General features: G+C 39.1%; 10 protein-coding genes. 7 read left to right on the top strand and 3 right to left on the bottom strand.

From position 1 onward, the window contains the following. Nucleotides 1-57 precede the first annotated feature (57 nt). The 5 genes from MN869_RS05725 to MN869_RS05705 all read left to right on the top strand — a co-directional run bounded on the left by MN869_RS05725 (nucleotide 58) and on the right by MN869_RS05705 (nucleotide 8121). Nucleotides 58-2655 carry a type VI secretion system Vgr family protein gene (locus MN869_RS05725; protein WP_241345079.1) on the top strand — a complete coding sequence of 866 codons (2598 nt, stop codon included), beginning with the start codon at nucleotides 58-60 and terminating at the stop codon, nucleotides 2653-2655. Nucleotide 2656: 1 nt separating this feature from the next. Beyond that, the gene (locus MN869_RS05720; protein ID WP_241345080.1) at nucleotides 2657-3583 is read left to right on the top strand and encodes a hypothetical protein; all 927 of its coding nucleotides are present in this window, start codon (nucleotides 2657-2659) and stop codon (nucleotides 3581-3583) included. Next, nucleotides 3576-6368, top strand: a complete 2793-nt coding sequence (locus MN869_RS05715) for a T6SS effector BTH_I2691 family protein (RefSeq protein WP_033134777.1) — start codon at nucleotides 3576-3578, stop codon at nucleotides 6366-6368. The genes MN869_RS05720 and MN869_RS05715 overlap by 8 nt, the downstream gene beginning before the upstream one ends. Nucleotides 6369-6370: 2 nt before the next feature. Next, nucleotides 6371-7105 (top strand): putative type VI secretion system effector, encoded by a 735-nt coding sequence (locus MN869_RS05710; RefSeq protein WP_033134776.1) that lies wholly within the window; start codon nucleotides 6371-6373, stop codon nucleotides 7103-7105. A gap of 251 nt (nucleotides 7106-7356) precedes the next feature. Continuing rightward, a complete protein-coding gene (locus tag MN869_RS05705; protein WP_033134775.1) occupies nucleotides 7357-8121 on the top strand; it encodes a putative type VI secretion system effector in 765 nt (254 codons plus the stop codon). An 81-nt stretch (nucleotides 8122-8202) separates the two neighbouring features. Here MN869_RS05705 and trmB read toward each other — a convergent pair whose 3' ends face one another. After that, a complete protein-coding gene (gene trmB, locus MN869_RS05700) occupies nucleotides 8203-8919 on the bottom strand; it encodes a tRNA (guanosine(46)-N7)-methyltransferase TrmB (RefSeq protein WP_004654068.1) in 717 nt (238 codons plus the stop codon). A gap of 182 nt (nucleotides 8920-9101) precedes the next feature. On the opposite strand from trmB, the gene MN869_RS05695 reads away from it, so the two are divergent. Then, entirely contained in the window at nucleotides 9102-11540 is a 2439-nt protein-coding gene (locus MN869_RS05695; protein ID WP_033134774.1) for an ExeM/NucH family extracellular endonuclease, read from the top strand. A 206-nt stretch (nucleotides 11541-11746) separates the two neighbouring features. Further along, nucleotides 11747-12358, top strand: a complete 612-nt coding sequence (locus tag MN869_RS05690) for a glutathione binding-like protein (RefSeq protein ID WP_005294962.1) — start codon at nucleotides 11747-11749, stop codon at nucleotides 12356-12358. A gap of 53 nt (nucleotides 12359-12411) precedes the next feature. Here MN869_RS05690 and MN869_RS05685 read toward each other — a convergent pair whose 3' ends face one another. Together MN869_RS05685 and ahpF are read right to left on the bottom strand one after the other, a co-directional pair. Next, entirely contained in the window at nucleotides 12412-12756 is a 345-nt protein-coding gene (locus tag MN869_RS05685; protein ID WP_004806359.1) for a hypothetical protein, read from the bottom strand. A 157-nt stretch (nucleotides 12757-12913) separates the two neighbouring features. Continuing rightward, nucleotides 12914-14479 carry an alkyl hydroperoxide reductase subunit F gene (gene ahpF / locus MN869_RS05680; protein ID WP_241345081.1) on the bottom strand — a complete coding sequence of 522 codons (1566 nt, stop codon included), beginning with the start codon at nucleotides 14477-14479 and terminating at the stop codon, nucleotides 12914-12916. Nucleotides 14480-14665: the final 186 nt, after the last annotated feature.

Here is a 14665-nt window from a genome sequence, read left to right as displayed (position 1 = left end):
CAAATCAGTCTGTTTTGTATACCATGCCTAAAATTTGATTTAATTTTATATAAAAAGATGTTGGCTAATATATTTCAAGCTTTAGACAATTTAGGTTTGACTGCACAAAAACGTGCAATTCATATTCAATTTTCCAATCAAAATTTAAATACTCAAGTCTTCCTACAGCGTATTGATGGTCAGCATCAACTGAATGAAGGATTTAGGGCAGAACTGATTTGCCTGTCGACCAATGCGACCATTCCTCTTAAACAATTTATTGGCAGCCAAGCGGCAATTGATACCGTCACCGATCAAGGTCAACTGACCCGCGTCACAGGGATTATCACACAAGCCTTACAAGGACAATCAGACGGTAGCTTGACTGTCTATAAACTGACTTTAGAAGATCCCACCGCACTGTGGAAACAACGCCGTAACAGCCGTGTGTTTATGAACAAGAGCGTGCGTGATGTGGTGGAAATTATCTTCAAAGAGTGGCAACAAAAAAGTCCCTTATTTGCATCCAGTTTAACGCTTGATTTAAGCGGACTCAGTCAAAACTACGACATTCGTCCCTTTATTATGCAATATAATCAATCAGATGAAGATTTTTTAACATCTTTGATGCGTAGCGAATCGATTAACTGGCTCATTGATGAAGCTGAACGAACCGTCGCGCAAAGCAGTGCTGCGATTCAGCCGCAAAAACTCCGTCTGATTGATGACAATAGCCAATACCAAGCCTTAGAGCGTCGGCAGATTCGTTATCACCGTAGTAGTGCCACCGAACAATACGACAGCATGACCAGTTTGGTTGGACAACGCTCATTACAACCGAGCAGCGTACATGTACAACGCTGGCAAGCCGATGCACTGGAACAAGAAGATGGTGCAGGCAGTGTACAGAGCACACATAAACACAGTGAACAATATGACAATGCCAGCCTAGGACTAGAGCAGGCATGGCATTTTTCACCCGCGTGGATGCAAGATTTAAATGGGGAAGATGGTGCAACCCCATCGGGCAATGCTCAAATTGAAAAACTGAATCGGAACTTAGGTCAATACTACGACTTACAATCCAAACAATTTACAGCCCATAGCACCGTGCGCGATACCCATGTGGGTTACTGGTTTGAATTGGCTGAACACCCTGAAATTGATCAGCATGATGGTAGTGATAAAGAATTCCTGATTACAGGCAAAAACTTTTATAACCAAAACAACTTGCCTAAAGATCTACATCAACAGATCAATCAATTATTAGCACAAAGCAATTGGCAAATAAAAGAGAGTGACGAACGCCAAGCCAATCAACTGATTTTGCAACGCCGTAGCATTAAAACCGTTCCTGAATATCATCCCTTACAACACCGTCCAGCAGCTTCACCGCAACGTGCCAAAGTGGTTGGGCCAAGCGGCGAAGAAATCTATGTGGATGAATGGGGGCGGATTAAAGTCCGTTTCCTGTTTACCCGTAATGACGATCATAGCCATGATGGTGGTGCGGGTGCCAATGATAACGACACCGATTCTGCTTGGGTTGATGTACTCACGCCTTGGGCAGGTGAAGGCTATGGCGCACGATTCTTGCCACGAATTGATGAAATCGTAGTCATCGACTTCTTTGATGGCAATATCGACCGTCCATTTGTAGTGGGAAGAATCCACGAAGGCCATCGTAGTCCAACTAGATTTGACCATGCAGGCAAGCTGCCTGACACCAAGAAACTGGCAGGGATCAAGTCAAAAGAATATCAGGGCGAAGGTTTTAACCAACTGCGCTTTGATGACACCACAGGTCAGATCAGTGCTCAACTACAAAGCAGTCATGCAGCCAGTCAACTCAACCTCGGCAAACTGAGTCACCCTAAAGCAACCGCAGAAAGTGAAGACCGTGGCGAAGGTTTTGAACTGCGCACTGACCAATGGGGTGCAGTACGCGCAGGCGAGGGTCTACTCGTTTCCACGCATAAACAGGATCAAGCCCAAGGCGAACATCTGGATGCCCAAGTTGCTAAGCAGCGGCTAGAGGGCAATCAAAACAATGCCAAGGCACTGAGTGAAATAGCTAAGAACCAGCAGACCGATGAGATTGAATCACTGGATCAACTGAAAGAGTTTGCGGAAGAAATTGAATCTGATATTGCCAAGTTTAATAAGGCGATGTTGTTACTGAGCTCACCAGAGGGGATTGGTTTAAGTAGCAATGAAGATATTCATCTCTCTGCGGATGGACAGATTAACCAGTTTGCGGGCGATAGTATTAATCTGAGTACGCAAAAAAATTTGATCGCACATGCCAGTGCTAAGGTGAGCCTGTTTGCAGCACAAAATGGAATTAAACAGGTTGCCGCCAAAGGTAAGTTTGAAGTTCATGTGCAAGCTGACACAATGGATTTACTTGCCAAGCAAGGCATCCAGATTACTTCGACTGAAGATCGTATTGAAATTACTAGCCCTAAAGAGATTGTGATTACTGCGGGTGGTTCTCAAATCAAGCTGGATGGTTCAGGTATTTTCCCAACCACAGGTGGCAAGTTTGAAGTGAAGGCAGGGCAGCATTTGTTTATGGGCGCTGCATCTGTGAGTATACCTGCGATTGATTTACCAGACTGTTCTGCGAAACAGCACTCAGCTGCGACCAATGGTGCTGCATTGGTTGAGATATAAAATGTCAGATTTATTTAAATTAGATACACCGATTGAAGCAGTTAATGAAGATTTACTGCTATCTAGATTTGAACATATTTATAAAGAGAATCGAGTTATTGATTTCATTATAGATCGGACTGTTGAACCTGATTTGTTTAGTGAAATTATTGATGATTTTGATCCCCTTATTTCGGTAGAAAAAGTTTTTATCGCTAAGCCGATTACACGGGGGGCAAAACAGCCTCTTGCTCTGCTAAGGCTTAAAAATGATATTAAATTCTATAAATATGCACCTAAGATTATCGAAATATTGTTAGAACAACTGGCTTATACATCCACACGTCAGATTATTTGTGGTTGGGGATATAGTGAACATTCATTAGATGGTTTAAAAATCAAATTTCAAAAAGATTTAATTGCTAAGTCAGAAGGCTCTGCTCAAGCCTTTGTTCTACGTTGGTATGATCCCCGGGTTCAGTATGTTTTTCAAAATATGGCGCCAGAGGTGCTTTATCATCATTATTTGGCGGATTATAAAATTTGGGAGTACCTCCACCCTAAGGGAATTTTCACCAAAGCATCTGTAGCCTATACGTTTAAATTTAATAATATTTTTCCAAAACAGGTCATTGATTTTTTAATGATGTGTGAAGACGTGAACAGCATTAATAAATATCTAGTTAATAAAAATATTCCGTCAAATCAAATCGAGCCTATGTTGACCTATGAACACCTGATTTTGATTAAAGGTAATTCAGCCAATGTTGAGTTTAATGTGATGAGTGAGCTTGTATATTGGTTCTATAAAGTCGGTTCAACTTTGACTGAGCATGCAGACATTAAAACTTTATGGCATAGAGAAGATTATGAGCAAATGCTTGAAAAGCTCAATACAGATTCAACTTTGCAAGCCAATGTTTTAGAAAGAGATCGTGTAAATGGATAATAATTCAACTAAAAAACTTCCCCCTTATTTACAGAATGCACAAAACAATCAAGCAAATAAAACTGTTTCTTGGGGGCAGAATCTTAAAAAATACGATTTAGCCAAGATTGAACAAAAGAAAGCTGAATTACCTGCCAATCAATCTAAAGGCGCACCCAAAGCAATTGCAGTAAAACAGCTTTCTTCAGAAGGGGTAAATGAGCAAAAAAAGGATTGCCCATTTTGTCATGCAGAAGATGATAGTTTTTTTCTATTTCCGACACGCTATGCTATCGCTAAGAAAGCAGATACCCAAGCGGTTTCTCTACCTGCGCACTTGAATAGTTATGTAGGTGATAAGACCATTGCTTATTCGAAGTACACATTAAAATATTTAAATACAGGTTATTTATATGCCTTTGTTGAGTATGAGAATGGAGCAACCCGATGGTTGGGATATCGTGTCAATGAAGAAGGATTTCTAGCAAAGCTCAAGAATATTTTTGACCCGAATTGTGCACCGACGCCATATGGTTGTACCAATGAAAAACACTTTGCAAATAGCTCAATGATTTGTCTTGCGCCTTTTCAGAAGTCAAAGGCAAAAACAGCCTATCTTCTATTTTCAAAGGGATTTCTTACACAAGCAAGATTAAAACTCTACCAAGCAAATCGAGTTAGTTATGCCAATGAAAAAAAATGGCAGAAGATTAATTTAAATGCTTGGCGTGGAGGGCAAAAATCAAACTTTTGTTATAACCAGCAAATTTTTGATCGTCATGTTCCTACACCTAATTTTGCGAAATTTGGTAAGGCTAATCAAACTAGAAAGCAAAAAATTTCAGGTAAATTTGCCCAGTTTCCAAAAGCGGTATGTGGCGTTGCTATTTATGATGCTTTGGGAATTGCAATTGATTTAAATGAAAGAAGAAATGATCAATTTATTGAATTAACAAAATTCATGAATACCTATAAAGATGGTATTAGTAATCAGCAGCGATTTAATAGCATTCCTTTAATTGAATCGATTGAAGAAGGCTTAAAAAGAAAAGCCTTACAAAGTGCAAAAAAATGGGCAGAACACACTAAAAATGTTGATATGAAATCAATTGATGCCCAATTGAACCAACCTTATAGCGAACGTAATTTTCAAATGCATCAACAGAACCTTGAGCAGATGAAAAGAAAAAATCCTGAGCAGTACAAGTTTACCGAAAAAGCGCGTAAGGCTTATTTTGCGCAATATGGTATGACCCCACCAAGCTCTGCCAAACAGGCATATGAACAGCAAAAGGAAATCGCTCAACAGAAGGCAAAAGCACTGGAAAAGGCAAAGATTGAAAGCAATACCGCTTTTGCAATGAATCAGTGGGAGAATAAATATAAGCCTTTAGTCAAATATGATGAGATGCAGACATTTAAATCAAATGTTGCTACAAAGACTAAAAGTGGAATGGACAACGCAAATGTGGTAGGTGCTGATCATTTGATTTGGTTGAAATCGTCTCAATTAGTACAAGAGTTACACGCCTTTGATCCAGAAGATAAAATAAGTGGCTTTGTTTTTTATGAATACATGATGCAGGCCGTTGCTGGTACAGGCGTAACAAAGGCAGGCGCGACTCAGATGGATGGTTGGATTACCAAGCGTAAAGTCGAGTCTGATAATGTGTTTATGCGAGCGGTTCTTTATAACCAGAAATCTGCTATTGATTATTATAATGATGGCACACAAAGCTTCTTTGCATCGGTTGTAAATTATACCGACTGGACAACAGGCCAGAGTACCTATAAGCAGTTGATTGTTACTATTGCTGCCTTAGATGCTGCATGGGATGAATGGGCATCTAATAATGCCAACAAGCATTATATGCCCGATTTTGATAAGACTTTTGTGGGCCGTATAGGGCGTTGGAGCGCAGAGTTTATTCGTGTAGCAGCACAAAAAGCCAGAAGTACCAGTCTCGATCGTTTAATTGCCACACAAATTTGCTGCTTTTTATATGCTCGTACAGGTGTCTTTAGTAAAGGTGTAAATTTACATTCACTGATGTTGTTTGCAACTCCGGGACTAGATCCGCAGCGGCGAGATCCAAAGGTCAGCAATGCAACTTTAGATTCAATTTTAAATGACAGCAAAAACAAAGGTACTGCACGGGTTGCATCTTTTGTCATGGTGTTAGAAGCAATTAATTTAATGTTCCAATTAAATAAAACTATAGATTCTCAGCAGCAGTTGCAAATTTTAGGAGGAGCATGTGGCTTAATCACCGCCAGTTTGGAATTGGTTGGTGTTATTACAGTAACAACCAAAACTGCTACACATAACTTAATTAAATTCGCCGCAAATAGTTTTGCAATAGCTGGTAGTGCATTCTTTTCATTATACGATCTTAGAGCAGCAATGAGCAGTAATGATAGTTTCCTCGCGGTTGTTTATTTTGTTCGTGGTGGTGTGTATTTTGGTTTAGCTTTAAGCTATACGAAAATCTCCATTGATTTTCTACAAAGTGCAGGGAATGCGTTAAAAAGACCAGCTCTGATTAGTTTTTCTAAATTATTAGTTAAATCAAATTTTTACCTAATGATTACACGTATAGGTTCTGTTGTTTGGTTGGCTAGATTTAATATCATTATTCTAGGGCTAACAGCAGTTGAAATTATTTATAAAGTTTATTTTGCAGATAATGCACTTGAAGATTGGTGTAAAAAATCAGCCTTTGGTATTAATGTAGTGAATTTTGAGAATGAAGCAAAAGAGCTTGAGGTTTTTAATCAAGCATTTGTAGAGGTCGTTGGAGTGTAAATATGAAAGTAAAATATGGGACAATTAAAAAACTCCAATTTGTTGATGCAATTGTTGGTGAGTTACCAAAGCTGAGATCTCATGCAACAGCGATGGCTTTAGTATCGATGTTTGCAGAATCTGGAGGGATGGGGGCAGCAGCAACTTTAGCTGGGGTAAATGGGTTTCCAGGTTACTATATTCATTTCTATATTGATGATGTTGAGTTTTATGCAGCCTTTACAGGTCTATTTTTCAAAGAAGGAGAAGATATCTTTGTGGTTTATGATGAAGAAATAAAACAAAACTTTAATGTTTTAGCAGTTATGAATAAAAACACTAAACTATTAGGAATGGTAGCACCTTTTGGGCATACAGTAGAAATATCTGACAAGACTCATAATCGTAATGCATTATATCTGTTTTTAGGAATTAATATTTTTACAACTTTGGTTTTATTCTTTTTTGAATTTAAAATGTTTTTATTTCTTTCTGGATTGATAGGGTCATTTATAATAGTTTTTTCTATAGGTTATAGCGTTAAGAAACAATTTAGAGGGTATGCAGAGGAATCAGAACGAATTTATAAAATATTAGGTATTAGTGATATTAATGCTTTAAATGTAGAAATTAATAAGAATCATCTGAAGCCATACGAAGATAAAGAAACTAATCGTATCTATGATGATGTTCATAATTATACTGAATTTTTAAACTATGATCCTCAACCACTAGTAGATGTAGATATAAAGAAATAAAATTTGAAATAATTAATATTTTATTTATTTTCTGATCTCTAAATTTTTTTGTAATTGAGCCATGTTTTTTATTTTTAAATTTGGAAGTAATTTTGATGTAAGTAATATGTTAATTGGATAGAAAGTTATTTTTGTTGTGTATGCTTTGGCTTTTTATTTTTAATATTTGGTCTTACACATATAAAAGACTTATTTTTTAATATGTTGTTATCTAATTGATTTTTATTAATGCAATAATGTGATGGATTTAGATGAAAGTTGTTTACGGTAAAATTAAAAATCTTCAGTATGTTGATGCAATGATAAGTGAGCTCCCTAAACCAAAAAAAGTTAGAGCACAAGCTGGAGCTACAGCATTGGTATCGATTTTTTCTGAGTCTGGAGGGATGGGTGCTGCTGCTACCTTGGGTGGAGCAAATGGCGAACCAGGTTATTATATTTATTTCTGTATTGATCATATCAATTTTTATGCCGCGCTTACTTCTGTTTTCTTTAAAGAAGATGAAGACGTATATGTCGTTTATGATGAAAATGTGGAAGGTGACTTTAATGTCTTAGCAGTTATGAATAAAAATAATAAGTTATTAGGCATATCTTTGCCTTTTGGAGAAACGGTAGAAATGGTAACAAATAGCCACAGCCCCAAGAATTTGGCTATTGTTGCATCGGGAATGTCGATATTCATGCTTATAATATCATTGTTCTTGACTGATAACGGCACTATTAATGTAGACATAATGGATTATGTCTTTTTATATGCATGTATTTTAGTTTTACCATTTGTTGTGATATTTGGGATAGGGGCGAGTGCGAAAAAAGAGTTACTCCGTTATGCTCTCATATCGGATCAAATTTATAAGTTGTTAGGAGTAAAAGACTTAAAAGTATTTGAGAAAAGGGATCTTACATTAGCTTATCATGATGTTGAGAATAGACAGTTATGTAAGGATATACATGATTACACCCAGTTTTTAGATTACGATCCTCAGCCACTAGTAGATGTAAAGACTAATTGAGTCATATAAAATCTATAAATAAATGAGAAGAAGTAAAAAGCCACTAAAAAATTAGTGGCTTTCTCGAAAAACTAAATCAGCTTATTTAATTTTCTTAAAGATAAAATCATTAATCTTATGACCAGATTCAAGACCACGACGCTCAAATTTAGTCACTGGACGCCATTCTGGGCGAGGGTAGCTATTGCCTTTACCTGCCAAGTTTTCCATATCTGGACGGTTATCTAGGATATCAAGCATCCACTCTGCATACGGTTCCCAGTCAGTTGCTGAGTGGAAGGTACCACCAAGCTCTAACTTCTGTTCAACCAGTTGCATACGCTCATGAATCACAAAGCGGCGTTTAAAGTGACGCTTCTTCTGCCACGGATCTGGGAAATAAAGCTGTACACAGTTAATGCTGTTGTCTGGCATTTCACGTAACACTTGGATTGCATCGGCATCCAGTACAAACAGGTTCTTTAAGCCCGCCATACCCGCTTCATAAACACACTGTGCGATACCAGGCACATGCACTTCGATGCCGACAAAGTTACGTTCTGGATTGGCTTTTGCCATCAATACCAAAGAGCGACCCATACCAAAACCGATTTCAACAGTTAAAGGGCGTTCAGGATGTTCAAAATGCTGGCGTAAATCACCAACAGGGTATTCCAAAATTAAATCACGATAATCTTCTAAAGCAGTACGTTGTGAAGTATTGAGCGGAGCTGAACGACGCATAAACGTCACAATTTCACGGTGCTCAGGCAAATTGTCGAGTTCCGTAATTTGCGTTTCTAACTGATCGTTTGACATGATTCTGGAGATATAAATATAGAAATGCCGTATTTTAAGTGTTCAGGTGGTCAAGTCAAACTTTAAGTGATTTTATTTAGCCGATCATTTCTAAAATTGCTTAAAATTTGTCAAAAAATCTTCATGTAGCTGTCACAGAAATTGCATAGCCTAATTACAATTTTAACACTAAGTAAAAAACCATGAACAATTTTAAATACCATTCGATCGCCATTTGTTTAGGCCTGTTAGGTGCATCTTCACTCTTTTCTGCTGCACATGCACAACTGATGTTTAGCCAGTATGTCGATGGCAGCAGTAATAAAAAGGGACTGGAAATCTATAACCCCGATGCCACAACCGTGAATTTAGCCGATTATGAAATTCAGCAGTTTAATAATGGTGGCACAGTCAAAACCGCAGCTTTTCCTTTACAAGGTAGCTTGGCCAGTAAACAAAAATTTCTGATAGGTCGTTCTGAATTACAGGCACAATTGGGCGATAAGGTTAATCAAGTTGCGGGATTATCTTTTAATGGCGACGATGCCATTGTGTTGCTTTATCGCGGTACACCCGTAGATCGTTTTGGTCGTATTGGTGAGCGTCCAACGGCAGGTTGGGGCACAACGGTATTCAGTACTGCGAATAGCTTTAAACGCATTCAAACAGTTAATCCTGTAGTGAGTGTTGACCCGACCAGTCCATTTGACCTTGACCAATCTTGGCAGGCATGGACAGATCGAAATGATTTTTCGAATTTAACAGGTTCAACCACCACTCCACCTGTAGATGCAGTCAGCTGTAGCAGTAGCGATACACCAATTGCCAGCCTTGCGCAATCGACTCAAAATCAAAACTATACTATTCGTGGTGTAATCACGGCGGATTATCGTTATAGCAATGGTTTCTCAGGTTTCTATGTACAAACCCCTGATAGCAAAGCTACGCCAAATGTCAGTAATGCGATTTTTGTCTATATTCCTGCAAGCAGTGTAGTCAAAGGTGGGCAGGTTGGTGATGAAGTTATCCTACGTGGTCGTTTAACCAGTTATCAAAACCAACTTCAACTGGATCAGTTACAGCAGGATATTAAAACCTGTAACCAGAATATGGCATCGCTGATTCAACCACTGGACTTAAACTTGCCATTTAGCAGCTTGACCGATACTGCTGGTAATTCACCTAAGCGTTATCAAGGGATGTTGGTGAAATTACCGCAAACGTTGACGGTAAGTGAAAACTATAATTTTGGTCGTTATGGCGAACTTTCTCTAAGCCTTGGTCGCTTATTTATTCCGACCAATCTTTATCCTGCACTTTCAAATGAAGCCAAGGCTTTAGCGCAACAAAATCTGCTTTCAAAGATTATCTTTGATGATGGTTATAACAATCAAAACCGTGCACCGTGGTTGCCACAAAACTTTAGTGCGTTGAATACGCTACGTTCGGGCTATCAGTTAAAGAATGCACAAGGGATTCTAGAATATCGTTTTAATGCATGGCGTGTACAGCCGATTGCAGGTGCAAACTTGCCAGAAGTGGTGAACACGACCAATCCACGTACAACGATTGCGGCTAAACAAAGCAAACATATTCGTGCTGCGGCATTTAACGTGCTGAACTATGACAATGGCAAGAATGGTTTCCCAACCGAGCGTGGCGCCAACAGTCAGGCTGAATTTGATAAGCAACATACCAAAATCGTCAATGCATTAAAATCAATCGATGCAGACGTGTATGGTTTGATGGAGATTGCCAATAATGGTTATGGCAGTGATAGTGCAGTTGCTAACTTGACTAAAGCTTTAGGGCCAGACTGGAAATATGTGATTCCAGAAGGACTTAATCAGTTGGGTACTGATGTGATTGCGGTTGCGATTATTTATAACAGCAAACGTGTTCAGCCAGTGAATAAGCCTGCGGTATTGGATTTAGGGGATAAAAGCCGTTCAACCATTGCACAATCCTTTAAGCCTGTACAAGGTGGACAAATCTTTACAGTGATCCCAAATCATCTTAAATCGAAGAGCTGTCGCGGTGTCGATGAAAACTCTCTGGATGCAGATCAACGTGATGGGCAGGGCTGTTGGAACCCAACCCGAGTGAAAGCGGTTGAGCAACTCACCCAATGGATTGCCAAGAATCCAACCCAAGTGAAGAATCCGAATATCTTACTGTTAGGCGATATGAATAGTTATGCCAAAGAAGACCCAATCTTAAGTTTTGAGAAAGCCAATTACAAAGTTTTGCTGAATGACAGCAAAGTCGGTGAGGGGAGTAAGGCATATAGCTATGTCTTTGGTGTGGCGAGCGATGCCGATGGTTATGGCGGTGCAGGTAACCTTGATCATGCCATTGCCGATGCCAATCTGTATAAACGTGTGATTAAAACCTTTGCATGGCATATCAATGCCGATGAACCAACGGTATTGGACTATAACGAAGAATATAAAACTGATGAGCAAAAGGCTTTGTTCTTCTCGGCAGATGCTTATCGCTCGTCAGATCATGATCCTGTGATTGTAGATTTGGATATGAAAAGCTCGGATTCTCAACTTGAGCCAAATAATCCGAAGAATATCATCGTTGAATTTTTAAACTCATTATTTGAATGGTTAGGCAAACTTTTTGGTCGAGCGTAATCTGATTTCCGTGACATTGTTTGGTTTGTTTTTTCATAAATTAATCAATCGTCACGGAATATAACTTGCAAGGCAGAAAAAAATTCATTAATAGTAGTGGTGTAGATGTTCTTAGCATGAAAGCTATTATAAATTTTGGTTATTTCTGTTCTCGAGTTTCGTAGGAACGTTCTAGGGCATAAGTTGTTAGATAACAAGGATCAATTATGAAGTTGTATTATTCACCTGGTGCATGCTCATTGGCAGCCCATATTATTTTAAATGAAATAAATGTCGATTTTGATTTAGAACGAGTTGATCTAAAAACACATAAAACTTCAAAAGGTGCAGATTATTACGAGATTAATCCAAAAGGCTATGTCCCTGCTTTGGAAATTAATCCAGGTTTGATTTTAACTGAGAATGTGGCAATTTTACCGTTTTTGGCACAGCATGATCCTAAACAGGATTTGATTCCACCATCAGGAATGGGGCGTGCTAAAGTCCTAGAGTGGTTAGGCTACTTGAATTCAGAATTGCATGATGCTTATTCAGTATTCTTTGGCGGGAAGCTCACTGACGATGAGAAAACCAAAGCCTATGCAGAAGTTGATCGTTTGCTTAAATATATCGACAATTATTTAGCTGAATCGGATTGTGATTATTTGGTCGATGATAATTTTGGTCCTGCGGATGCCTATCTATTTGTTCTTACCAACTGGTCAAACCATATTGAACATGACTTAACGCCATATATCAATATTATTGCATTGCGTAATAAAGTGGCTGAACGTCAGTCTGTACAAATTGCGATGCGGGATGAAGGTTTATTAAGCTAATTCAAACCAATAAAAAAGCCTCTGTTTACAGAGGCTTTTTTATTTCAACTCAATTATTGTTGAGCTTTTTCTTTCACATCAGCAGCAGTTGATTCTACTGCACCAGCAACTTTAGCCGTTGCATCACGTGCCGCAGCCTCAGTTTTAGCAGCAGCTTCAGCCGTTGCAGTTGCAGTGTGATCAGCAGCAGCATCAATTTGATCACCAGCAGTATCTACAGCCGTTGCAACATTGCTCGCAGCTGCATCAGCCGCATTTTGAACGTCTGCACCAGCTTGATCAGCAGCATGTTCTAAATGCTCACCCGTGGTTGCACCAGTTTCAGGTGCTTTATCTTTATTACAGCCTACAAGCGCAACAGTAGCAGCAAGACCTAATGCAACAAGTAATTTATTCATTGTCTATTTCCTTTTCTTTGTGGCATCCAATCGGATATGGATACCGAAAATATAAACATAAACTTGATGAATAATAAAGTTGAAAATTTGTTGATAACTTGTAAAAACACGCACTTACATCGGAAAATGTAAGTGCGTGCACATGTTCTGAGTAGACTTATACTCCAGAACGGATCATATAATCAAAAGCAGACAGCGATGCTTTGGCGCCTTCACCTGTGGCAATGATGATTTGCTTGTACGGTACTGTCGTACAGTCACCTGCGGCAAAGACACCTTTGACATTGGTTTCGTTGCGATCATTAATCACAATCTCACCACGATTACTCAACTCAACCGCACTGCTCTTTAAGAAATCTGTGTTTGGTAATAAACCAATTTGTACAAAGATCCCTGCAAGTTCAACTGTGTGTTCAACATTAGTAGCACGGTCTTTGTATTTCAATGCCGTTACCTGAGCACCATCACCAACCACTTCAGTACTTAAGGCATTCATGATCACAGTGGTATTTGGTAAGCTATTTAATTTGTCCTGCAACACTTGGTCTGCACGAAGTTTGGTATCAAACTCAACCAAAGTCACATGCTCAACAATCCCTGCAAGGTCAATCGCTGCTTCAACACCAGAGTTACCTCCACCAATCACCGCAACACGTTTGCCTTTGAATAATGGACCATCACAGTGTGGGCAGTATGCTACACCACGAGTACGGTATTCAGCTTCACCCGGTACATTCATTTCTCTCCAACGTGCACCTGTAGACAGGATGATGGTTTTCGATTCAAGCTTGGCACCATTTTCCAGTTCCACTTCAACCAGACCATTGGCCGTTTGATCTGCACCAGTGATTTTGCTGACACGTTGCAAGTTCATGATATCGACACCGTATTCACGAACATGTGCTTCCATGTCTTGAGCGAACTGAGGACCGACAGTTTTTTGAACAGTGGTGAAGTTCTCAATGTCCATGGTATCCATCACTTGACCACCGAAACGTTCAGCCACAATACCCGTTTTGATGCCTTTACGTGCCGCGTAAATCGCTGCTGTACCACCCGCAGGCCCACCACCAATCACCAACACATCAAATGCATCTTTGGCATTGATTGCGGCTGCATCTTTCTCAGCCGAGTTGCTATCCAACTTCGCTACAATTTCTTCCAAAGTCATACGACCTTGACCAATATGCTGATTGTCTTGGAACACCATTGGCACAGCCAAGATTTTGCGTTCTTCAACTTCGTCTTGGAAGAAAGCACCATCAATCATGGTTGCCGTGGTATTTGGATTGTTAATCGCAATCAAGTTGAGTGCTTGAACCACATCCGGACAGTTATGGCAGCTCAGCGATACAAACACATCAAAGTTGGCAGTCAAGTTTAAGCCTTTGATCTGAGTGAGTACTTCATCAGACACTTTAGGCGCATAACCTGATACTTGTAATAATGCCAAGATCAAAGAAGTAAACTCATGTCCCATCGGTAAGCCAGCAAAGAACACACGTGGTTGTTCACCTGCTTTGGCTACACCGAAACTAGGACGGCGAGCGTTTGAACCGTCAAAACGCGCCGTAACTTGGTCAGAAAGTTCCGCAATTTCAGTCACGAGTTCTTTAATTTTTTCTGCTTTGTCGGAGTCATTTAAAGCAGCAACCAACTCGATTGGACTTTCTAAACGTTCTAAGTAAGCTTTTAATTGAGTTTTAATATTTTGATCTAACATGTATTTCTCCAAACGCTAAGACTTTTAAATCAGCTAAATTCATTCAATGAGGCTATAGTACGCAAAAGTACTGAATAGGTAAAACAGTATGTTTTTATGAGTTTGATCGGTTTTTTGAATTTTTAATAAATTTACTATTTTTTGAAGATTTCTTTCACAAAAAATTTGAGTACAATCAAAGTTGTT

This window comes from Acinetobacter sp. NIPH1876, from assembly GCF_022808535.1.
GTDB classification, from domain to species: Bacteria; Pseudomonadota; Gammaproteobacteria; order Pseudomonadales; family Moraxellaceae; genus Acinetobacter; species Acinetobacter higginsii.
Note: the sequence above shows the minus strand (reverse complement) of the source record. Positions and strands in the feature narration are given on the sequence as shown.

Coding starts and splice junctions, on each gene's coding strand:
- MN869_RS05725 (WP_241345079.1), top strand. CDS start 58: ATGTTGGCTAATATATTTCAAGCTTTAGACAATTTAGGTTTGACTGCA.
- MN869_RS05720 (WP_241345080.1), top strand. CDS start 2,657: ATGTCAGATTTATTTAAATTAGATACACCGATTGAAGCAGTTAATGAA.
- MN869_RS05715 (WP_033134777.1), top strand. CDS start 3,576: ATGGATAATAATTCAACTAAAAAACTTCCCCCTTATTTACAGAATGCA.
- MN869_RS05710 (WP_033134776.1), top strand. CDS start 6,371: ATGAAAGTAAAATATGGGACAATTAAAAAACTCCAATTTGTTGATGCA.
- MN869_RS05705 (WP_033134775.1), top strand. CDS start 7,357: ATGAAAGTTGTTTACGGTAAAATTAAAAATCTTCAGTATGTTGATGCA.
- trmB (WP_004654068.1), bottom strand. CDS start 8,919: ATGTCAAACGATCAGTTAGAAACGCAAATTACGGAACTCGACAATTTG.
- MN869_RS05695 (WP_033134774.1), top strand. CDS start 9,102: ATGAACAATTTTAAATACCATTCGATCGCCATTTGTTTAGGCCTGTTA.
- MN869_RS05690 (WP_005294962.1), top strand. CDS start 11,747: ATGAAGTTGTATTATTCACCTGGTGCATGCTCATTGGCAGCCCATATT.
- MN869_RS05685 (WP_004806359.1), bottom strand. CDS start 12,756: ATGAATAAATTACTTGTTGCATTAGGTCTTGCTGCTACTGTTGCGCTT.
- ahpF (WP_241345081.1), bottom strand. CDS start 14,479: ATGTTAGATCAAAATATTAAAACTCAATTAAAAGCTTACTTAGAACGT.